The sequence below is a fragment of the Paracoccus sanguinis genome, assembly GCF_900106665.1.
GTDB classification, from domain to species: Bacteria; Pseudomonadota; Alphaproteobacteria; order Rhodobacterales; family Rhodobacteraceae; genus Paracoccus; species Paracoccus panacisoli.
In genome coordinates this window covers 105,948-124,383 of the sequence record NZ_FNNA01000004.1, presented here as the reverse complement: position 1 = coordinate 124,383, position 18,436 = coordinate 105,948, and the positions used below count along the sequence as shown (strand labels likewise).

At 74.4% G+C, this 18,436-nt stretch carries 25 protein-coding genes; 23 read left to right on the top strand and 2 right to left on the bottom strand.

Annotated features, from left to right (window positions below; all coding sequences use genetic code 11):
- Positions 1 to 65 precede the first annotated feature (65 nt).
- The 4 genes from BLW17_RS13470 to BLW17_RS13455 are packed head-to-tail and all read left to right on the top strand — an operon-like array spanning position 66 to position 1,777.
- Complete coding sequence (locus tag BLW17_RS13470) at positions 66 to 716, top strand: hypothetical protein (protein ID WP_074826863.1); 651 nt, start codon at positions 66 to 68, stop codon at positions 714 to 716.
- Positions 717 to 728: 12 nt separating this feature from the next.
- Positions 729 to 1,040: a hypothetical protein gene (locus BLW17_RS13465; RefSeq protein WP_074826860.1), complete on the top strand. Its 312-nt coding sequence runs from the start codon at positions 729 to 731 to the stop codon at positions 1,038 to 1,040.
- Between the two features lie 41 nt (positions 1,041 to 1,081).
- Positions 1,082 to 1,537 carry an HrpB1 family type III secretion system apparatus protein gene (locus tag BLW17_RS13460; protein WP_074826857.1) on the top strand — a complete coding sequence of 152 codons (456 nt, stop codon included), beginning with the start codon at positions 1,082 to 1,084 and terminating at the stop codon, positions 1,535 to 1,537.
- An 18-nt stretch (positions 1,538 to 1,555) separates the two neighbouring features.
- Positions 1,556 to 1,777 (top strand): hypothetical protein, encoded by a 222-nt coding sequence (locus BLW17_RS13455; RefSeq protein WP_074826854.1) that lies wholly within the window; start codon positions 1,556 to 1,558, stop codon positions 1,775 to 1,777.
- A gap of 215 nt (positions 1,778 to 1,992) precedes the next feature.
- On the opposite strand, the gene BLW17_RS18185 is transcribed toward BLW17_RS13455, so the two are convergent.
- A complete protein-coding gene (locus BLW17_RS18185; protein WP_074826851.1) occupies positions 1,993 to 2,184 on the bottom strand; it encodes a hypothetical protein in 192 nt (63 codons plus the stop codon).
- 268 nt (positions 2,185 to 2,452) lie between these two features.
- Here BLW17_RS18185 and BLW17_RS13445 point away from each other — a divergent pair, with 268 nt between their 5' ends.
- From BLW17_RS13445 to BLW17_RS13395, 11 genes are all read left to right on the top strand, one after another.
- On the top strand, positions 2,453 to 2,791 hold the full coding sequence (locus BLW17_RS13445; RefSeq protein WP_074826846.1) for a hypothetical protein: 339 nt from the start codon (positions 2,453 to 2,455) through the stop codon (positions 2,789 to 2,791).
- 62 nt (positions 2,792 to 2,853) lie between these two features.
- Positions 2,854 to 3,672, top strand: coding sequence for a type III secretion system inner membrane ring lipoprotein SctJ (gene sctJ / locus BLW17_RS13440; protein WP_074826843.1), 819 nt, complete (start codon positions 2,854 to 2,856; stop codon positions 3,670 to 3,672).
- Entirely contained in the window at positions 3,669 to 4,364 is a 696-nt protein-coding gene (locus BLW17_RS18180) for a hypothetical protein (RefSeq protein ID WP_074826841.1), read from the top strand. The genes sctJ and BLW17_RS18180 overlap by 4 nt, the downstream gene beginning before the upstream one ends.
- Positions 4,361 to 5,002, top strand: coding sequence for a hypothetical protein (locus BLW17_RS13430; protein ID WP_074826839.1), 642 nt, complete (start codon positions 4,361 to 4,363; stop codon positions 5,000 to 5,002). The genes BLW17_RS18180 and BLW17_RS13430 overlap by 4 nt, the downstream gene beginning before the upstream one ends.
- Positions 4,999 to 6,357, top strand: coding sequence for a FliI/YscN family ATPase (locus tag BLW17_RS13425; RefSeq protein ID WP_083388378.1), 1,359 nt, complete (start codon positions 4,999 to 5,001; stop codon positions 6,355 to 6,357). The genes BLW17_RS13430 and BLW17_RS13425 overlap by 4 nt, the downstream gene beginning before the upstream one ends.
- Positions 6,354 to 6,857 (top strand): hypothetical protein, encoded by a 504-nt coding sequence (locus BLW17_RS13420; protein ID WP_074826836.1) that lies wholly within the window; start codon positions 6,354 to 6,356, stop codon positions 6,855 to 6,857. Before BLW17_RS13425 ends, BLW17_RS13420 begins: the two co-directional genes overlap by 4 nt.
- Complete coding sequence (locus BLW17_RS13415; RefSeq protein WP_074826833.1) at positions 6,854 to 8,098, top strand: FliM/FliN family flagellar motor switch protein; 1,245 nt, start codon at positions 6,854 to 6,856, stop codon at positions 8,096 to 8,098. Before BLW17_RS13420 ends, BLW17_RS13415 begins: the two co-directional genes overlap by 4 nt.
- Complete coding sequence (sctR, locus tag BLW17_RS13410) at positions 8,091 to 8,747, top strand: type III secretion system export apparatus subunit SctR (protein ID WP_036736741.1); 657 nt, start codon at positions 8,091 to 8,093, stop codon at positions 8,745 to 8,747. The genes BLW17_RS13415 and sctR overlap by 8 nt, the downstream gene beginning before the upstream one ends.
- On the top strand, positions 8,748 to 9,002 hold the full coding sequence (gene sctS / locus BLW17_RS13405; RefSeq protein ID WP_036705276.1) for a type III secretion system export apparatus subunit SctS: 255 nt from the start codon (positions 8,748 to 8,750) through the stop codon (positions 9,000 to 9,002). It begins immediately after the preceding gene.
- Between the two features lie 24 nt (positions 9,003 to 9,026).
- A complete protein-coding gene (locus BLW17_RS13400) occupies positions 9,027 to 9,869 on the top strand; it encodes an EscT/YscT/HrcT family type III secretion system export apparatus protein (protein ID WP_170835612.1) in 843 nt (280 codons plus the stop codon).
- Positions 9,870 to 9,878: 9 nt separating this feature from the next.
- Entirely contained in the window at positions 9,879 to 10,901 is a 1,023-nt protein-coding gene (locus BLW17_RS13395; protein WP_036736739.1) for an EscU/YscU/HrcU family type III secretion system export apparatus switch protein, read from the top strand.
- 73 nt (positions 10,902 to 10,974) lie between these two features.
- On the opposite strand, the gene BLW17_RS13390 is transcribed toward BLW17_RS13395, so the two are convergent.
- A complete protein-coding gene (locus BLW17_RS13390) occupies positions 10,975 to 12,021 on the bottom strand; it encodes a hypothetical protein (RefSeq protein ID WP_036736736.1) in 1,047 nt (348 codons plus the stop codon).
- A gap of 256 nt (positions 12,022 to 12,277) precedes the next feature.
- Here BLW17_RS13390 and BLW17_RS13385 point away from each other — a divergent pair, with 256 nt between their 5' ends.
- The 8 genes from BLW17_RS13385 to BLW17_RS13355 all read left to right on the top strand — a co-directional run bounded on the left by BLW17_RS13385 (position 12,278) and on the right by BLW17_RS13355 (position 18,382).
- Entirely contained in the window at positions 12,278 to 12,547 is a 270-nt protein-coding gene (locus BLW17_RS13385) for an EscE/YscE/SsaE family type III secretion system needle protein co-chaperone (RefSeq protein ID WP_036705272.1), read from the top strand.
- A gap of 15 nt (positions 12,548 to 12,562) precedes the next feature.
- The gene (locus tag BLW17_RS18175) at positions 12,563 to 12,724 is read left to right on the top strand and encodes a hypothetical protein (RefSeq protein WP_156114476.1); all 162 of its coding nucleotides are present in this window, start codon (positions 12,563 to 12,565) and stop codon (positions 12,722 to 12,724) included.
- A gap of 143 nt (positions 12,725 to 12,867) precedes the next feature.
- A complete protein-coding gene (locus tag BLW17_RS13380) occupies positions 12,868 to 13,812 on the top strand; it encodes a SctD/MshK family protein (protein WP_074826828.1) in 945 nt (314 codons plus the stop codon).
- The gene (locus BLW17_RS18170; protein ID WP_074826826.1) at positions 13,812 to 14,195 is read left to right on the top strand and encodes a hypothetical protein; all 384 of its coding nucleotides are present in this window, start codon (positions 13,812 to 13,814) and stop codon (positions 14,193 to 14,195) included. Before BLW17_RS13380 ends, BLW17_RS18170 begins: the two co-directional genes overlap by 1 nt.
- Positions 14,192 to 14,671, top strand: coding sequence for a hypothetical protein (locus BLW17_RS18165; protein WP_074826824.1), 480 nt, complete (start codon positions 14,192 to 14,194; stop codon positions 14,669 to 14,671). Before BLW17_RS18170 ends, BLW17_RS18165 begins: the two co-directional genes overlap by 4 nt.
- Positions 14,668 to 16,740 carry a type III secretion system export apparatus subunit SctV gene (gene sctV / locus BLW17_RS13365; protein ID WP_036735220.1) on the top strand — a complete coding sequence of 691 codons (2,073 nt, stop codon included), beginning with the start codon at positions 14,668 to 14,670 and terminating at the stop codon, positions 16,738 to 16,740. Before BLW17_RS18165 ends, sctV begins: the two co-directional genes overlap by 4 nt.
- Positions 16,737 to 17,963 carry a type II and III secretion system protein family protein gene (locus BLW17_RS13360; RefSeq protein WP_036703203.1) on the top strand — a complete coding sequence of 409 codons (1,227 nt, stop codon included), beginning with the start codon at positions 16,737 to 16,739 and terminating at the stop codon, positions 17,961 to 17,963. The genes sctV and BLW17_RS13360 overlap by 4 nt, the downstream gene beginning before the upstream one ends.
- A complete protein-coding gene (locus BLW17_RS13355) occupies positions 17,960 to 18,382 on the top strand; it encodes a hypothetical protein (RefSeq protein ID WP_036735222.1) in 423 nt (140 codons plus the stop codon). The genes BLW17_RS13360 and BLW17_RS13355 overlap by 4 nt, the downstream gene beginning before the upstream one ends.
- The last annotated feature ends 54 nt before the right edge of the window (positions 18,383 to 18,436 follow it).

Here is an 18,436-nt window from a genome sequence, read left to right as displayed (position 1 = left end):
GGGCGCAGGACGCCGGACCTTCCGACATTCTCCCCAACGATACAGCCCCCGCCGACCCGGCCCGCGTGCGGGGTGAACTCGACAGCTTCGGCCTGCTCATGCTGGCCCAGCCCTTCCCCTACGAGGCGAGGGACGTGGCCGTGAGTGAGGTCATCCGCCAGATGTCCCTGCGGTCCGGCATCCCGATGATCGCCGCCGAGGGGCTGAGCACGCGCGTCAACGTCGCCAACGCCGAGGGCACGCTGCGCGACGTGCTCGATTCGCTCGCGACGGGCGGGCAGATCGTCTGGTGGTTCGACGGCGCCGCCGTCCATGTCGAGCCGCCGTCGGCGCTGGTCAGCCGGCTGGTCCCGCTCAAGGGCGTGCCGCTGTCCGAGCTGCGGGCGCAGATGCAGGCGTTGCAGATGGACGAGACGGCCTGGCCGCTGGTCGCCTCGGGCGACGCGCAGGCGGTCCGGGTGGTCGGCCCGCAGGGCTACGCCGACGCCGTGGCCGAGCTGGTGGCGGCGCTCGCCGCCGGGGTCGAGGCGGTGGCCGACGACCGGCTGCCGATCATCATCCGCGGTCCCGGCCGCCGCCGCAGGCCGTTGGGCGCGGGCGGCTGGAGCGCGGACCCCGCCTATCCCGCGGCCCCCTATCCTGCCGCCCCCTACCCCGCGCCCCCCTCTTCCGTGCCGCCGGGCGACCGGCGCGCCGTTCCCGTTCCCCTTCGCTAGAAAGGACTGTCGATGAGCCTGCCCCAAGCCGCCGCGACCGCCGACCAGATCGACGATCTGCACCTGATGATGGCCGTGGCGATCCTGGCCGGGCAGCGCGGGGTCGAGGCGCCGCTGATGCCGATCTTCGACACCTGGTCGCAGCACTATCCGCAGGACGCGCTGGCCGGGATCGGCCGCGGCCTGCACCTGATCGGCCACGGCAACCCCGAGGCCGGCTATGCGATGATCGAGGACGCCGCCCGCACCGCCACGACCCGCGCCGCCCAGGCCCGCGACGTGCTCGATTCGCTGGCGAGCGACTTCCCCGAACTCGCCCGCTGATCCCCCGCCACCCCCCGGCCGACGCCCGAAAGGACCCCGCGATGCAGATCGACCGCGCCGACATGAAGCTGCTGATCGAGGCGGGGTATTCCGGCGTCATGCGCGGGATCGACACCGACATGCGCCCGGTGTTCGAGGCGATCTCGACCTGGATGCCGCAGTTCGGCGCCGGTCGCATCGGGCTGGCGCTGATCGAGATGGTGGCCGGCGATTTCCCCGAGGCCGACCGGATCCTGACCGAGGTCATCGCCTCGGACCTGGAAGGCAAGGCCGAGGCGCAGGCGGTGCTCGCCATGTGCAAGGTGCTGGAGAACCAGCAGGCCGAAGCGCGCCGCCTGGCCGAGGAACTGCGGGGCGAGGGCGGACACGCCGAGGCCTTCGCCGATCTTCTGGTCAACGGCGCCGATGAGACGACGCAGGGCCCCGCGGGGCTCGCGGCGGAATCCGGGGTCTCGTCCGCGCCCCCCGGAGCAATTGGTCAGCGGACAACAACCTAAGGCATGGAGTTGAAAACAATGGGACTTCTTAGCGGGATCGGCAAGGCCCTCGGTGGCGTTGGCAAGATCTTCTCGGGGCTTGGGAACATCGCCAAGGCGTTCTCGGGCATCCTCAACTCGCCGCTCGGCGCGCTGCTCAAGATGGCGTTCCCGCCGCTGGCGGTGGCGTCGGGGGTGATGAACTTCGTGGGCATGATGGGCGACCTGTCCGGCTCGATCGGCGGCGGCGCGAACTACTGACACGGGCCGGCCAAGGCCAGAGGGACGGGTGCCACGGATCGCCAGCACCGACCCCTGCCCCGTCCCGGCCGACGCCGCGCCCCGTCCCTCGCCGGCCCCGCCCGCCGGCCCCGCGCCCGACCCGCTGCCGGCAGATCCCGGCCGCGGACCCCGACCCCCGAAACGCGCACCACGCAGGCCAGAGACCGACGCCGATGACCGCCCCCGCCCCCACCTCACGGCGAGATGCCGCCAGCACCGGACGGCGCGATTTCGCGCCGCTGCTGCGCGCGCTGCTGCGCCGGCGGATGGCCGGGGCCGCGGGCCGGGGCCGGGGCGACTGCGCCAACCCCTTCCGCCGCCTCGCCGCGGCGGTCCTCGATGGCGGCCGCCGCGCCGCCCGCATCCGGCCTGACCAGCCGGTGCATTCCCCCGCCACGAACACCATGCCGTTCGGGCCTGTCCGTCTTGCCGCCCTGGGCCTCGGCCTGGCCGGTGGCGGAGGCGGCAGCCCCGGACGGCCCCGCCCCCCGGCCCCGCCGGGACGGCCGCTGCCCCGGCGCACCCGCGCGCGAGCCGGCCGCCCTGCCCCGCCACCCCCCGGCCTCGCCCTGCGAAAGCCACCCTCACTCCCGCGCGGTCAGCGCCCGGTCCCCCGGCCCGCCTGACCCCCGCCCCCGCTGAAGGAGCCTGCCGATGGTCACCGCTGTCACCGCCCTGGGTGCCGACGCCCTCTCTGCCGTCCCGGCCCAGCCCGTGCCCGCCCCCGCCCCGCAGCTGAGCGACATCGCCACCGAGGCGCTGCAAGGGCTCGGCCGGATGCACGCCAGTTTCGAGGCCGGCACCCGCGCCGTCGAGACGCAGATGGCCGCCCCCGTCTCGGCCGGGGCGGACATCTCGCAGCAGCTTCAGGCCGCGCAAGAGGCGATGCAGGTGGCGCTGCAACTGCAGGGGCAGATCATCCAGTTCTCGATGGCCACGTCGATCTCGTCGAGCCTCGGCAACAACCTCAACAGTTTTCTCAAGGGCGCCTGAGCGCGCCGGGCGATCGGCCCGGCGGCCCGGGCGGTCCCTCAGGACCGCACATGCCAGTTCCGATGTTCCCGCCGGCCCCGACCGGCCGCCCCGGCCGCCTGCCCGCGGCGGCGCTGGCGCTGGCCGCGCTGCTGATGCTCGCCGGCTGCAAGACCGACCTCTACACCGGCCTCTCCGAGCGTGAGGCGAACGAGATGGTCGCCGCGCTGTCGGCGGGCGGCATCCCCGCCGCCAAGGCCCCGGGCACGACCGGCCTGACCGTCACCGTGGACGAGGCGCGCTTCGCCGAGGCCGTCGACCTGCTCGAGGCGCGCGGCCTGCCGGCGCGGACCTACGACAGCATGGGCGACGTGTTCCGCAAGGAGGGGCTGGTCTCCTCGCCCACCGAAGAGCGGGCGCGGATGATCTATGCGCTGAGCCAGGAGCTGTCGCGCACCATCGCCGAGATCGACGGCGTGCAGTCGGCGCGCATCCATGTCGTCCTGCCCGAGGCCGACATGCTCGGCCGCGACGTCAAGCCGTCCTCGGCCTCGGTCTTCGTGCGCTACGCGCCGGGGTCGAACGTGGAAAGCTACAGCACCCAGATCAAGCTGCTGGTCGCAAACTCGATCGAGGGGCTGCTTTACGACAACATCACCGTGGTGATGGTGCCGGCCGAACCGGCGCGGGCCGAGGCCGCCGCGCAGGGCGTCGCGGCCCCGGTGCTGGTCAGCGTGGCCGGCGTGTGGGTGCATCCGGCCAGCGCGGCGCGGCTGTGGGCGATGATCGGCGGGCTGCTGGCGCTGGCGGCGCTGGGGTTCCTGACCGCCGGGCTGCCGTGGCTGCGCGCCCGGCTGCGCCGCCGCGCGGGCGCGGCGCTGCCGGGCGAGGGCGAGGCATGAGCGGCGCGCCCGAGGCTGCGCTGGGCGGGGACCGGCTGGCCGGGCGGCGCGCGGCGCTCGCGGCGGCGCGCGCCCGGACGGCGTTGCAGAACCGGCGCGGGGCGTGGCGTCTTTCGGGGTTGGCCGCCGACGGTCGCGCGGCCGGACGGGCGGCGGGCGGGCTGCCGGACCTCGGGGCGGCCTTCGACCCCTGCGACCCGGCGGTGGCGGCGCTCGTCGATCCGGCGCAGGGGCAGCGGGTGCGGTCCGCGGCCGCGGCGGTGCTGGCCGGGCACCAGCTGGCGCTCGCCATCACCCCCGACGCGCGGGCCGAGGCGCGGGCGCTGGTCGCGGACGAGGCGCAGGCCTTCGCCCTCGCCCGCCGCCACCTCGCGCTGCCGCCCGAGACCCTGCCGCTCGCCGAGACGCTCGGCGCCGCAGAGCGGCGGATCGACGCGGCGTGGCGGCGCAGGCTTCCGGCGGTCCTCGCCGCCGAATGGCCGGGCGGCGGCGACGCGCCGGCCGCCGACACGGCCCCCCCTGCCGCCCCGTCCCCGGCCCGCGGCCCGCGCGGCCTGCGCCTGCCGTGGTCGCGCCGCCACACGCCGCTGCCCCCCGATCCCGCCGCCGTCCCGCCCGCCGAGCGCCCGGACCTCGCGCTCGACGCAGCGCTCGCCGCCTGCGCCCTGCCCTCCGCCGAGGCCCCGGCATGAGCCGCGCGGCCCCCCCGCCCCGCATCCTGCGCGCCGCCGAGGTGGACCGGCTGCGCCGCGCCGACGCCATCCTGCACGCCGCCGAAGCCGCCCGGCAGGCGACCGAGGCCGACGCCGCCCGCGCCGCCGACGCGCTGATCAGCGACACCCGCAGCAAGGCGCTGCGCGAAAGCGCGCGCGCCGCCGCCCGGATGATCGCCCGGGCCGAGGCCGCCGCCGAACAGCGCCTCGCCGCGCTCGAGCCCGAGCTGGCGCGGATGGTGGCGCTGACCGTGCGCCGCATCGTCGGCGAGTTTGCCGAGGACGAGGCGACCTATCACGCCGCCCTGACCGCGCTGCGGCAGATGCGCGACCACCGCAAGGGCCGCATCTTCGCCGCCCCCGACGTGATCGCCCCCGTGACCCGCGCCGCCGCCGACGCGGGCGAGGCCGGGCCCGAGATCGTGGGCCTGCACCCCGATCCGGCGCTCGCGCCGGGGCGGGCGGTGCTGACCAGCGACCACGGCTCGGCCGAGATCGGCCTGCGCGCGCTCACCGATCAGGCGCTGAAGGCGTGGGAGGAGGGCACCCCGGCCGCCCCCGCCGCGCCCCCCGCCCCGGCCCCCGCCCTACCCCCTGACCGCGAGGGCAGCGCGTGACCTCGCCCACCCCCCTGCCCGAGGCGCCCGAGAGCCCCGAAACCGCCTCGCTCGCCGATGCGCTGCGGGCCCGCGCCAGCCGGGTCTCGGCGCTCGACCTGCGGGGCCGGGTCACGCGGATCACCGGCTGCGTCCTGCACGCCCAGCTCGCCGACGGCCGGATCGGCGAGGAATGCCTGCTGCGCGACCCCGTCAGCCGGGTCGAGATGACCGCCGAGATCATCGGCTTCGACGGCGAGCAGGCGATCCTCGCCCCCGCCGACGACGTGCGCGGCCTCTCGGGGCGCACCGAGGTCACGCCGACCGGCGCCGAGCCGCTGGGACCGGCGGGCCCGGCGCTGCTCGGGCGCGTGGTCGACGCCTTCGGCCGCCCGCTCGACGGCGGCCCGGCCATCCCCCGCACGGTGCCGCTGAACGCCGACCCGCCCGCGCCGCTCGACCGGCCGGTGATCGCCACGCCCTTCGTCACCGGCCTCAGGGCCATCGACGGGCTGCTGACGCTGGGCCGCGGCCAGCGGATCGGCATCTTCGGCGCCGCCGGGGTGGGCAAGTCCACGCTGCTTAGCCAGATCATCCGCGGCGCGCAGGCCGACGTCGTGGTGCTGGGCCTGATCGGCGAGCGCGGCCGCGAGGTGGCCGAGTTCCTCGAGCGTGACCTCGGCCCCGAGGGGCGGCGGCGGGCAGCGGTGGTGGTGGCGACCTCGGACCGCTCGGCGCCCGAGCGGCTGCGGGCGGCGCTGACCGCGACCGCCGCGGCCGAGGCCTTCCGCGCCGAGGGACGCAATGTCCTTCTGCTCATCGACAGCGCCACCCGCGTGGCCCGCGCCCTGCGCGAGATCGGGCTGGCCGCGGGCGAGCCGCCGGTGCGGCGGGGCTTTCCCCCCTCGACCTTCGCGCAGCTGCCGCGGCTGGTCGAGCGGCCGGGCCAGACCCGGCAGGGCGCGATCACCGCCATCTACACCGTGCTGGTCGAGGGCGACGACGACGCCGCCGACCCGGTCGCCGACGAGATGCGCAGCCTGCTCGACGGACACATCGTGCTGTCGCGCGACCTCGCGGCGCGCGGGCATTATCCGGCGATCGACGTGCTGCGCTCGAAAAGCCGGGTCATGCCCGCGGTGGCCCCGCGCCCGCAGGTCGCGGCCAGCCACGAGGTCACCGCGCGGCTGGCCAAGCTGGAAGAGATCGAGATCCTCGTCCAGGTCGGCGAATACCGCGAGGGCAGCGACGCGCTGGCCGACGCGGCGCTGGCCAGCCGCGCCGCGATCGAGGCCTTCCTGCGTCAGGACGTGGGCGACCACTCCCCGCTCTCGGAAACGCAGGCGCGGCTGGCCGCGCTGGGGGTGGCGCCGTGAGCGGGGCGCATCTCACCCGCCGTCTGGCGCAGACCGGGGCGCTGGTCCGGCTGGCGCGGATGCGCCGCGACATCGCCCGTGGCGAGCTTGCCGCCGCCCGCGCCGCGCTGGTCGAGGCGGTCGCCGCCCGCGACGCCGCCGACCGCGCCGCCCGCACGCTGGCCGCGGATCAGGCCGCCCGCCGCGCGGTGCTGCGCGCGCCGCTGTTGCGGGCGGCGCAGGCGCGCGGCGCGCTCGACGCGGTGCTGACCACCTTTGCCGCCGACCGCGCGCGCGAGGCCGCGGCCGAGCGCGCCACGACCGACGCCGCCCTGATGATCGAGGCGGCGCGCGCCGACGTAGCGACCGCGCAGGCGGCCCTTGCCACAGCCGAGCGCCGGCTGGACCAGCGCGACCGCCTGCGCGCGCCCATCGAGGACGCCCGCCTGCGCGCGCGCGAGCGGCGCGACGAGCGCGAGGCGGACGAGCGCCCCCTCGCCGCCCGAAGGACATCCGCATGAGCGCGCCCGAGACACCGCTGGGGATCGACCTGCGCGCCGCGCGCCTGCCGGGGCTTCCGGCGGGGGCCGATGCCGGGACCGCCCCCGACGCCCCCGACGCCCCGCCCCTGCGGCTGACCCGGCGCACGCGGGGCCTTACGGCCGGGCAGGCGCGGGCGCTGAACGCGCTGATGCGCCGCCGCGGGCCGCTGAGCCTGCGGATCGGGGCGCGCAGCGTCGCGCTGCACCTGCGGCCCGAGCCGCAGGGCGCCGAGGGCGCGCCGTGGCTGACGCTTTCCGTCGACGGCGCCCCGGCGGCGGTGGCGCTGCCCTGGCCGGTGCTGCGCCGCCTGACCGGCCTGCCGCTCGACGCGGCGACCCCGACCGACGCCGCGCTGCTCATCGAGGATGCGCTGACCCCCTGGCTCGACGCCGCCGAGCAGCTCACCGGCCTGTCGCTGCGGTTCGAGCGGCTTCAGGCGGCGCGCCCCGACGTGCCCGAGCCGTTGGCCCTCTTGCTGGGCGTCGAGACGCTGGCCCCCACCCGCGGCCGGCAACCGCTGGCGCTGCGGCTGTCGCCCACGGCGGCGCTGCGGCTGGCCGGGGCGCTCGACCGCTGGGCGCGGCCGCGCGACGAGATGCCGGACCTCGCGCTTTGCACGGTGATCGAGCTCGACAGCCTCAGCCTGCGGCTGGCCGAGCTGCGCGACCTGCGCCCGGGCGACGCGCTGATGCTGCCGCCCGACGCCGCCCCCCGCCCCGCCCGGGCGGTGGTCGAGGGGCGGCTGACCGCGCCCGTCACCGCCGCCGGCCCCGGCCTCTGGCGGCTGACCGCGCCCTTCGCGCCGCGCCGCCCGGCGCCGGCGGGCCGCGACGCTGCCGCACCTTCCCCCTCCCTGACCGAGACGCTTGCGATGACCGATCCCACCCCGCCCTCTCTCGACCCGCCGGGCGCCGCGCCGGGCCAGCCCCAGCCGCCCGAGGCCCCCCAGCCGCCCGAGGCCCCGCAGCCCGCCGCGCCCGCCCCCGCCCTCGCGGCGCTCGACGATCTGGAACTGCGGCTGTCCTTTCGCCTCGGCGAGGCGCTGCTGACGCTGAGCGAGCTGCGGCAGGCCGGGGTCGGCACCGTCATCGCGCTCGACCGGCCCGACGGCGCGCCGGTCGATCTGGTCCTGAACGGGCAGGTCATCGGCACCGGGCAGGTCACCACCATCGCCGGCCAGAAAGCCTGCGAGATCATCACGCTGTTCGGGGATGGATAACCCGTTTCCGCTGCTGGTGGCCGCCACGGGGCTGATGATCGTCCCGTTCCTCGTCATCAGCCTGACCGCCTTCGTCAAGATCGCCGTGGTGTTGTTTCTGGTCCGCAGCGCGCTCGGCATCCAGCAGACGCCGCCGAACCTCGTGCTCTACGGCGTGACCATCGTGCTGACCGGCTATGTCATGTCGCCGGTGCTGGCGGCGGTCCAGCAGGCGCTGGTCGACAGCGGCATCAGCCTCGAGTCGCTCACCAACCCGACCGAGCTGCCGCGCGCGCTCTCGCAGGGGCTCGAGCCGGTGCGCGCCTTCCTGACCCGGCTCACCACGCCCACCGACCGCGCCTTCTTCCTCGAGGCCGCGCAAGAGATGCACGCCGCGACCGGCGTCGGCCCCACCGAGCACGACCTGTTCATCCTCGCCCCCGCCTTCGTCACCGCCGAGCTGACCCGCGCGTTCGAGATCGGGGTGCTGCTCTACCTGCCGTTCATCGTCATCGACCTGGTGATCACCAACATCCTGACCGCGATGGGGATGATGATGGTGGCACCGATGGTGATCTCGCTGCCTTTCAAGCTGTTGCTGTTCGTGGCCGTGGACGGCTGGTCGCGGCTGACCCACGGGCTGGTCATGAGCTACGTGCCGGGGGCCTGAATGGAGCTTTACCAGTCCCTCAACCACGCGCTGATCCTGACCCTCACGCTGTCGGCGCCGGCGATCATCGCGGCGACGGCGGTGGGGATCATCGTCGGGCTGATCCAGGCGCTGACCCAGATCCAGGACCAGACCCTGCCGATGGCGGTCAAGCTGGCCGCCGTGGGCGCGGTGCTGATGATCCTCGGCGGCGGGCTGGCGGCGCGGCTGGTGCGGTTCGCGGCCGACCTGTTCGGCCAGATCGCCCGCTACTGAGGCCGCAGCAGGGGGATGGAGCCCGTGAGCCCGCCCGATCCGGCGCACCTCGCCCTGCTGTTGCAGCCGGGGCGGCTGGGGCAGCCGCTGGTGCTGCTCGTCCTTTGCGCCGCGCGGCCGCTGGGGTTCGTCTATCTCATGCCGCTCTTCGGGCGGTTCCACCTCAACACCGGCTACCTGCGCGGGGCGGTGATGGTGGCGATGATCATGCCGCTGTTTCCGGCGGCGCTCGCGCAGCTCGCCGCCGACCCGACGCTGACCGCGCCCGCCCGCCTGCCCGGGCTGGTGGCGCGCGAGTTCGTCGTGGGCGCGATCCTCGGGCTGCTGACCGGTATCCCGTTCTGGGCGGCGATGGCGGCGGGCGACATCATCGACATGCAGCGCGGCGCCTCGATGGCGCAGCTGATCGACCCCGGCTCGGGGGGCGAATCGTCGGTCACGGGGACGCTGTTGCTGCTTGTCTGCCTGCTGCTGCTGGCGGCGTCCGGGGCGCTGGCGCCGGCGCTGTTCGGCCCGCTCTTCGAGAGCTACCGGGTGGTGCCGCTCTTCGACCCGCTGCCGCCCGTCGATCCGGCGACCGGGGCTCTGGCGCTGGGGCTGCTCGACACGCTGCTGCGCAGCGGGCTGTTGCTGGCGCTGCCGCTGGTCGTGCCGCTGCTGCTGGTCGAGCTGGGGATCGTCATCGCCACCAAATACCTGCCGCAGCTCAACGCCATGTTCCTGTCGATGTCGGTCAAGCAGGGGGTCCACGCGGTCCTGCTGGCCGTCTCGGCCACGCTGCTGGCGGGCTATGCGCTCGACCTGACCGGGCACCCGGCGCTGTCGCCCGAGGCGCTCAGGGCCTTTCTGCTCGGCACCACGCGGTAAGGGGGGGCCATGAGCGGCGACAGCAGCGAGGAAAAGACCCTGCCCCCGACCCAGCGCAAGCTGAAGAAGGCGCGCGAGAAGGGTCAGGTCGTCACGTCGAGAGAGACGCTCGCCTCGCTCACCACGCTGGCGGTGCTGCTTTACCTCTTTGCCCGGCGCGCGGCGATCTGGCGCGACCTGCGGGCGCTCTTCGCGCTCGAGACGCCGGCGGGGCTGGCGTTCCCGCAGGAGCTGGCGCTGAAGGCGCGGATGGCGCTCGACCTGGCGGTGGGGCTGGTGGCGCCGGTGCTGGTCCTCGTCATCGCGCTGACGGTGCTGATGGGGATGGCGATCTCGGGCGGGCCGGTGTTCTCGGCCCAGGCGCTGACGCCGGACTTCGGCAAGCTGAGCCCGGCCAAGGGCGCCAAGAAGATGTTCGGCCGCAGCGCGTGGATGCGGCTCTTGATGCACGTCGTCCGCATTCTCGCGGTGGGCGCGCTGCTGGCGGTGCTGCTGGGCGGCCAGATCGGCGCGCTGCTGCCGGCGCCGCCCTGCGGGATCGACTGCGCCGCCCGAATCACCCAGCGGATGATCGTGCCGCTGCTGGTGGGGCTGACGGCGTTTCTCGTGGTGGCCGGGCTGCTCGACTATCTCGTGCAGCGGGCCGAGTTCCTGCGCGAGCAGCGGATGTCGGTCACCGAGATGAAGCGCGAGTGGAAGGACCAGGAGGGCGACCCCCAGCTCAAGGGCCAGCTGCGCGCCGACCGGCGCGAGGCGATCGAGCGGCCCGTGGGCCTCGCCGAGGCGACGGTGCTGATCCGCGCCGGCACGCGCGAGATCGTCGGCCTGCGCTATGTCGAGGGCGAGACGCCCGCCCCGCGGCTCGTGTTCCGCGCCCGCGGCCCCGAGGCGGTGGCCCGCGCCGCCCGCAACCGCGCCGATCTGACCGCGCGCGAGGATGCCGAGGCGGTGGCGCTGCTCGCCCGCCTCGCCATCGGCGACTGGATCAGCACCGACGCGCAGATCGCGGCGGTCTCGCCGCACCTGCGCTGAGGCATGAAAAAGGCCCCGCCGTGGCGGGGCCTTTCGAACGCTGCGGTCTGGCCGCGGGGCGGGGTCAGGTCCACTACGACTGGCTGCCCCAGCCATAGCTGCCCGAGGCGCCGAAGAGGCTCGAGAACAGGGCTGAGAAGCCGGTCATCGCCAGCGTCGCCAGCGCGTTCGAGGTGGCGTCCAGCACGACGCTCGCCTGCCCGCTGTCGCGGTTGTGGTGCTGGAAGTTGGTGTCCCAGAGCGCCGCGACCTCGTAGGACTTGACCGCCGAGGTGTCGCCCGCGCGGGCGATGTGGCCGTGGACGTCCTCGATCGCGCCGCCGCCCTGGACGCCCGCGCCCTTGTCGCCGTTGCGCGCCTTGCCGTCGCCGTCGAAGGTCTGGCCGATCAGCCCGTGCGGCCGGACGCCGTCGGCGACCGCGTTCTGGGTCTTGATGTCCATGTTGATATGGTCGCGCTGGGTCTGGAAGTTCACCTCCCACTCGCCCGACTTCACGGTGACCTCGGACCCGTTCTTCTCGGCATAGCCGCCGCCGCGCAGGGCGACGCGCTCACCGTCCTTCAGGACGTGGCCGTTGACCACGGCCTTCCCGGTCTTCTCGACGTTGATGTAGTTGGTGCCGGCGGTGATGCCGACCTCGCCCACCACGGTCGCGCCGCCGCTGCCCCAGGCATCGAAGCGGCCGTTCATCTGGAAGCCGCGGTCCGACAGCAGGTTGTAGGTCTTGCCGGCCTGGCCCTGCACGTCGAACTGGCCGCCGTCGGCGCCGATGAAATGGGGGTCGCCCCAGATCCGCGCGGTGCCGGCGATGGGCTTCATCCCGGCGCCGTCGGTGGCCCCGGTGCTGCCGGTCGGCAGCAGCGGAGTGGTGCCGAAGGACGCGGGCGCGCCGCGGCCGCCGCCGGTCGCGCCTTTCAGGCCGCCGATCAGGTCGGCGAGGCCCTGGAACGCCTGCGACAGGCCCTTGAAGAGGTCCGCCAGCGGCCCGCCCTGGGCGTGGCCCAGACCCAGACCCGTGCGCGCGGGCGAGAGGAAGCTCGGCTGGCCGCCGAACATGATCGAATATTCCTTGGTCTTGACGGCGAAGATCTGCGCCGGGTCAGACAGGTTCATGGTCATCGTGTGTCATCCTGAAAGCGGTTGGGGATCGCCAGCGCCGGGCACCCTTCCCGGAAAGGTTAACAGAGTTATGACGCCCCCCGGCCGCCCCGCCCGCTGCGCGCCTTTCCGCCGCCCCCCGGGCCCCTTCGGCAGATTCCCGCCGAGCCCGCGCGGCCTTCACGCCGACTGCTGAAAATCGTCCCGATCGTTCACTTCGCCGTCACAATTCGCGGCGAGGTTCCCGCCATCGAACACGGCGCAGGCATTCGTCTGCATGGATGCGGAGAAGCGGATGTCCGACAGGAATGTCGAAATCGTCGAACTCGACAGGCGGCTGAGCAACGACCCCGACGGGACCGAGCTGCGCCGCCTCACCGAACGGCTTTCGGTGGGCAAGGGGCGTGTGGTCCAGGAACTGGGCCGTGGGGTGAGCACTGACGAATATGCCCGGCTCTCCCTTCTCGCCCAGGCATACGATGCTGGCATCGATGCACTGCCGAAGCTGTGGGCATCCATCAACGAAGACCACCACAACCCCCTCTGACCGGAGCACTACGACATGAACGCTGCTGACCTCGGCAAGATGCTGTCCGACACCAAGGCTGAGAACGCCCAGATGCTGGCCTTCCAGTCGGCGATGAACACCCAGTCCAAGCTGTTCAACGGCGCGATGGCCGCGCTGGACGCGCAGAAGAAGGCCTGGGACAAGATCCACGGCTGATCCCGGACGGCGCGGGGCGGTTCCTGCCCCGCGCCGGTTTCCCCCCGAAGCTTTCCCGGTCCCGCTGCCCCAGTCCTGTTGACCAGTCCCGCACGTGTCACGTCGGAGCCGGCCCCGGCTGCCCGGCGTCGAGGAGTATCACGATGGCACGACCCGACACGGCGACATTCCTGCTGACCGTGCTCACCGGCCCGAACGCGGGCGCGACCGCGCCGCTCGGGCGCGGCCGCTCGACCGTGGGTGGGGCCGAGGGCGACGGCGTCATCCTGTCGGGCGTCGGCCCCGGCCTGCTGGGCGTGACGCTCGAGGAGAACCGGGCGCGGCTTCTCGCCCACGCGCCCGGCGCGCGCTGCGGGGGGCGGACCGGGCAGGATTTGCCGCTCGACCCCGGCGCGGCGCGGATCGTGGCGCTGCCGGCGATGGTGCGGCTGAACGACGAGACGCTGGTCAACATCGCCCGCTGCGCCCCCGCGAACGGCCCCCGGCTCGGCCTGCGCAGCGCCGCGCTGGTGGCGGCCTCGGCGCTGGTCGGCGGGCTGCTGATCGGCCTGCAACTGCCCCCCGACAGCGGGCTGCGGCCGGACCTCGCCGCGCGCGCCTCGGCCTTTCCGCCCGAGGCGGTGGCGCTGGCCGCCCCTGCCCCCACCCCGCCCCCGGCGCTGGTCGCCACCTCGCCGCAGATGCAGCCCTGCACCGACGCCTGCCAGGCCGAGGCCGCCGAGGCGCTGCGCGCCCGGCTGCGCAGCGCCGGGCTGACCGGGCTGTCGGTCGAGGCCGCGGACGGGGTGATGCGCGTCAGCGGCACCCTGCCCCCCGGCCAGCACCCGGCCTGGACCGAGCAGCGACGGCGCTTCGAAAGCGATCACGGCCGCAGCCTGCCGCTGGTGGTGGCGATCGGCGACACGGCGGCGGCGCCGGCGCTGGCGGTCGCCTCGATCTGGCTCGGGCGGCGGCCGGAACTCACGACGAAATCCGGCCAGACGCTGCGGATCGGGGACGTCACCCCGGACGGCTGGACCATCGCCGGCATCGCCCGCGGCCGCATCACCCTGACCCGGGGCGATGCCGAAACGGTCGTGCGCTTCTGATGGACAGCCGCATTCCGCAGAGCCCCCGCCCCGCCGGGCTGCCCGCCGCCCCCGGTCCGGCCCGCCCCGCCGGGGCGCCGGCGCTCGACCCCACGCGGCGCGGCGGCCCCCACGCCGCCCCTCACGCCGACGCCGCCGGCGAGGCGCCCGGCCGCGCCCGGCTGCGCCCCGACACCGCGCCGGGGGCGGCGGCGCTGATGCAGGCGGCGCTCGGCCGCAGCGAACTGCCCCCGCCGCTCGAGCTGATGGCGGCGCTCGACAGCGCGCTGGCGCACGCGCCGCTGGCCGACCGCGCGGTGCCCGGCCTCGGCCGGCTGGTCGGCGCGGTGATCGAGGACGAACGCTTCAAGCTGGGGCGAATGCTGGATCTCGGCCGACAGTGAACGCCCTTGCCCTGCCCGACCCGGACCTTGCCGAGCTCTCGACCCCGCCGGGGACCGAGGGGGCGCAGGCGCATGGCGTCCACCTGTCGGCGCTGGCGCTGATCTACCTGCGCCACGCCGCGCCCGCGCGGGCGATGGTGCTGGGGCTCGCGGCGATGACGATGGGCGACCTGCGCCCGCAGACCGTGCTGCTGGTCGCGGAATCGCTGATCGAGGCGGGCGACCCCGAGCAGGCGCTGGCCGTCCTGCGCCGCTTCGACGACGCCCCCGCCGCCGCCCCCGCCCCTGAGGCCGAGGCCGAGGCCGACGACCGCCCCGCCCCGCTCACCGCCCCGCTCTCCGCCGTGCCCACCCCGGCGCAGGTCGCGGCGCGGCACTACCTCGACGCCCGCGCGCTCTACCGCCAGAACCGCCCCGAGGCGGCGCGCGCCGCGCTCGACCGCGCCATCGCGCTGGCCGAGGGGGTGGTGGCATGACGACGCCCGTGCAGGCCGCATCCACCCTGCTGCGCCGGGTCGCGGCGCGTCAGGATCTGGCGCTGATCGTGCTGCTGATCCTGATCCTGTTCATGATCATCCTGCCGCTGCCGACGTGGCTTCTGGACGTGATGATCGGCACCAACATGGCGCTGTCGGTGCTGATCCTGATCGTCTCGGTCTACCTGACGCGGCCCGCGAGCTTCTCGACCCTGCCGGCGATCCTGCTCTTCGCCACGCTCTTCCGTCTGGCCATCGGCATCTCGACCACCCGGATGATCCTGCTGCAGGCCGACGCCGGCCGCATCGTCGAGACGTTCGGCAAGTTCGTCCTCGGCGGCAGCCTCGTCGTCGGGATCGTGGTGTTCCTGATCATCACCATCGTCCAGTTCATCGTCATCACCAAGGGGTCCGAGCGGGTGGCCGAGGTTTCGGCGCGGTTCTCGCTCGACGCGTTGCCGGGGCGGCAGATGTCGATCGAAAGCGACATGCGCGCGGGCGAGATCGACATGGCCGAGGCCCGCCGGCGGCGCGAGGCGCTGCAGATGGAGAGCGAGTTCTACGGCTCGATGGACGGGGCGATGAAGTTCGTCAAGGGCGACGCCATCGCCGGGCTGATCATCATCGCGGTCAACATCCTCGGCGGGCTCGGCGTCGGTGTGGGCCAGAAGGGCATGGCCTTCGGCGAGGCGATGCACCTCTATTCCGTGCTGACCGTGGGCGACGGGATGGTGAGCCAGATCCCGGCGCTGATGATGGCCATCGCCTCGGGCGTGGTGATCACCCGGATCACCAACGCCGACTCGGCCGATCTGGGGCGCGACATCGCGGTGCAGGTCGGCGCCAGCCCGCGGGCCTTGCAGGTGGCGGGGATCGTGCTGGTGGGCTTTGCCCTGATCCCCGGCTTCCCGACGGTGACGTTCCTCGCGCTCGCGGTGCTGATCGGCGGGCTGGGGGTGATGCTCGGCCGCCGGGCGCGGCTCGCCGCCGACAGCCACGACCCGCTCGGTCCCGACACGCCGACCGCGGTGGGGCGCACCGACCTGATGATGGTGCCGATGCCGCCGATCCAGCTGACCGTGGGCAGCGCCGTGGCCGAGGGGCTGAACCGGGCCGACTTCGACCGCGCGGCGCTGGCGGCGCGGACGCGGCTCTTCGACGAGCTGGGCGTGCCCTTCCCGCGGCTGCAACTGGGGACCGACCCCGACCTGCCCGGCGACCGCTGGCAGCTCAGGGTGGAGAGCGTGCCCGTGGCCGAGGGCGCGATCCCGCCCGCGATGCTGCGCCTGACCGACCAGCCCGACGCCGCCCGCATCCTCGGCCTGTCGCTGACCGAGGCGCCGCTGTCGGCGGCCGAGCGGCACAGCTGGTGGCTCGCCCCCGCAACCGCGCCCGCGCTGCGCCGCGCGGGCCTGCGGTTCGAGACGCCGGAACAGGCGCTCGCCGCCCTCGCCACCGCCCGCCTGCCCCGCCACGCGTCCGAGTTCCTGGGCGTGCAAGAGGTCGGCGCGCTGCTCGGGGCGATGGAAAGCCGCTATGACAGCCTCGTGGCCGAGGCGCAGAAGGCGCTGCCGGTGCAGAAGATCGCCGCTGTCATGCGCCGGCTGGTCGAAGAGGAAATCCCGATCCGCAACCTGCGGGTGCTGCTGGAAACCATCGTCGAATGGGCCCCGCGCGAGAAGGACGCCGAGCTTCTGTCGGAATACGTCCGCGCCGCGCTCGCCCGCCAGATCAGCCACAAATACGCCGACGGCGAGCGGATGATCCCCGCCTACGTGGTCGAGGTCGACATCGAAGAGGCGATCCGCGCCGCGATCCGGCAGGCGCCCTCGGGCGTCTATCTCGCGCTCGAGGCGCAGCAGTCGCGGCGGCTGCTCGAGGTGCTGAAATCCGCGGTCGGCGATCTCTCGGCCCACGCGCAGACGCCGGTGTTCTTGTCGGCGATGGACGTGCGCCGCTTCCTGCGCCGGTTTCTGGCCAACAACGACATGGACCTGCCCGTGCTGTCGCACAAGGAGGTCGCCCCCCATTACAAGGTTCAACCGCTCGCCATGCTGTCGCTGAAATGACCCGCCTGCTGACCTTCCTGCTGACCGCGCTGTGGCTGTCGGCCGCCGCCGCCCCCGCCGCGCTGGCCCAGGCCGCGCTGACCATGTCCGTGGGCGAGGGGCGCGACCTGACCATGCCCGACGGCGCCTCGAGCGTGCTCGTGGCCGATCCGGGGATCGCGGACGCGCAGGCGACCTCGCCCCGGTCGATCTTCGTCACCGCCGTCTCGCCCGGCAGCACGACGATCATCGTCCGCGACGCGGATGCCCGGACGATCCGCCAGTTCGCCATCAAGGTCCGCCGCGGCACGGGGGGCGCGGGCCGCGCGCTCGGCCGGAGCATCAGCCTGACCGAGACGGACGACGGCGCGATCCTGTCGGGGACGGCGATGGACATCACCGACGCCCAGTCGGTCAGCGGCGCCCAGCGGGTGCTGGACGACCAGGGGCTGCTGGTCCAGGACCGCACCACCTATGCCGGGCCGAACCAGGTCTCGCTCAGGGTGCGCTTCGTCGAGGCGTCGCGCAACGACCTGCGCCGGGTCGGGCTCGACCTCTCGGCGCTCGACAGCACCGGCGCCGGGCCGCTGCGGATCAGCGGGCTGGCCGATCCGACCGGGTTTCTCGGCGGGGCCGACTACAACACCCCCGCGGTGGGCGCGCGGATGCGGGCCGGGGGGCTGACCTTCGACACGCTCCTCGAGGCGCTGGAACAGCGCGGCGTGGTCCAGATCCTGTCCGAGCCGACGCTGACCACCGTCACCGGCCAGACCGCGAGCTTCCGCGCCGGGGGCGAGTTCGCCTATCCGGTCAACCAGGGCGACGGGGTGATCGCGGCCGAGTTCAAGGAATACGGCGTGGCGATCGACTTCACCCCGACGATCCTGCCCGGCAACCGCATCGCCATCCATGTCGCGCCCGAGGTCAGCTTCGTGGACGAATCGAACACCTCGGCGGTTGCGGGCTTCCGCGTGCCCGGCGTCTCGGTCCGCCGCGCCGACACCACGGTCGAGGTCGCCAGCGGCCAGACCTTCGCCATCGCCGGCCTCTACGAGCAGTACTCCGCCCAGTCCGGCGCCGGCGTGCCGGGCATCAGCCAGGTGCTGGGCCGCAACCAGCGCACCCGGCGCGAGCGCGAGCTGATGATCTTCATCACCCCCTATCTGGCCGAGGCGACCGACGCCGTGGCCCAACGCCCGCGCCGCGCCGCGCCCCAGTCGAGCGTAGGATTCATCACCCGATGACCCGTCCCCTTGCCCTTGCCGCCTCCGTCGCGCTGATCTGTCTGGGCGGCTGTGCCGAGCCGATGATCCCCGACAGCGACGTGATCCGCCACGCGGCCGAGCCCGCCTATACCTATGACGAGGGCGGGCGGCTGGCCGCCACCTCGTGCCGCGCCGACCGGCCGTCGAGCTATTCCGGCACCCCCTCGGCCTGCCAGCGCGACGTGGTGTTCGCGAGGCAGGTCGCCAACCCCGCCGACCTGATTCAGCCCCGCACCCCGGGGCGGCCGGTGGCAGGGCCGGTGGGCGCGGCCGCCGACGCCTATCTCTACCGCGCGGGCCGCACCCCCTGGGCGAGTGCGGCGGGGGGTGGAGGCGGCGCGACGGCAGCCTCGCCCGCCACCGCGTGGCTGCCGCCGGTGGACCCCTATTCCCGCTAGCCGCATGATCCGCTTGCCGCGCGGGCGCGCGCCGGTCCATTCCTCGACCACGCC

What these genes read in the sequence shown, in the direction of transcription:
- BLW17_RS13465 (WP_074826860.1), top strand. Translation starts at nt 729, where the DNA reads ATGAGCCTGCCCCAAGCCGCCGCGACCGCCGACCAGATCGACGATCTG.
- BLW17_RS13460 (WP_074826857.1), top strand. Translation starts at nt 1,082, where the DNA reads ATGCAGATCGACCGCGCCGACATGAAGCTGCTGATCGAGGCGGGGTAT.
- BLW17_RS13455 (WP_074826854.1), top strand. Translation starts at nt 1,556, where the DNA reads ATGGGACTTCTTAGCGGGATCGGCAAGGCCCTCGGTGGCGTTGGCAAG.
- BLW17_RS18185 (WP_074826851.1), bottom strand. Translation starts at nt 2,184, where the DNA reads ATGCACCGGCTGGTCAGGCCGGATGCGGGCGGCGCGGCGGCCGCCATC.
- BLW17_RS13445 (WP_074826846.1), top strand. Translation starts at nt 2,453, where the DNA reads ATGGTCACCGCTGTCACCGCCCTGGGTGCCGACGCCCTCTCTGCCGTC.
- sctJ (WP_074826843.1), top strand. Translation starts at nt 2,854, where the DNA reads ATGTTCCCGCCGGCCCCGACCGGCCGCCCCGGCCGCCTGCCCGCGGCG.
- BLW17_RS18180 (WP_074826841.1), top strand. Translation starts at nt 3,669, where the DNA reads ATGAGCGGCGCGCCCGAGGCTGCGCTGGGCGGGGACCGGCTGGCCGGG.
- BLW17_RS13430 (WP_074826839.1), top strand. Translation starts at nt 4,361, where the DNA reads ATGAGCCGCGCGGCCCCCCCGCCCCGCATCCTGCGCGCCGCCGAGGTG.
- BLW17_RS13415 (WP_074826833.1), top strand. Translation starts at nt 6,854, where the DNA reads ATGAGCGCGCCCGAGACACCGCTGGGGATCGACCTGCGCGCCGCGCGC.
- sctR (WP_036736741.1), top strand. Translation starts at nt 8,091, where the DNA reads ATGGATAACCCGTTTCCGCTGCTGGTGGCCGCCACGGGGCTGATGATC.
- sctS (WP_036705276.1), top strand. Translation starts at nt 8,748, where the DNA reads ATGGAGCTTTACCAGTCCCTCAACCACGCGCTGATCCTGACCCTCACG.
- BLW17_RS13395 (WP_036736739.1), top strand. Translation starts at nt 9,879, where the DNA reads ATGAGCGGCGACAGCAGCGAGGAAAAGACCCTGCCCCCGACCCAGCGC.
- BLW17_RS13390 (WP_036736736.1), bottom strand. Translation starts at nt 12,021, where the DNA reads ATGACCATGAACCTGTCTGACCCGGCGCAGATCTTCGCCGTCAAGACC.
- BLW17_RS13385 (WP_036705272.1), top strand. Translation starts at nt 12,278, where the DNA reads ATGGATGCGGAGAAGCGGATGTCCGACAGGAATGTCGAAATCGTCGAA.
- BLW17_RS18175 (WP_156114476.1), top strand. Translation starts at nt 12,563, where the DNA reads ATGAACGCTGCTGACCTCGGCAAGATGCTGTCCGACACCAAGGCTGAG.
- BLW17_RS13380 (WP_074826828.1), top strand. Translation starts at nt 12,868, where the DNA reads ATGGCACGACCCGACACGGCGACATTCCTGCTGACCGTGCTCACCGGC.
- BLW17_RS18170 (WP_074826826.1), top strand. Translation starts at nt 13,812, where the DNA reads ATGGACAGCCGCATTCCGCAGAGCCCCCGCCCCGCCGGGCTGCCCGCC.
- sctV (WP_036735220.1), top strand. Translation starts at nt 14,668, where the DNA reads ATGACGACGCCCGTGCAGGCCGCATCCACCCTGCTGCGCCGGGTCGCG.
- BLW17_RS13360 (WP_036703203.1), top strand. Translation starts at nt 16,737, where the DNA reads ATGACCCGCCTGCTGACCTTCCTGCTGACCGCGCTGTGGCTGTCGGCC.
- BLW17_RS13355 (WP_036735222.1), top strand. Translation starts at nt 17,960, where the DNA reads ATGACCCGTCCCCTTGCCCTTGCCGCCTCCGTCGCGCTGATCTGTCTG.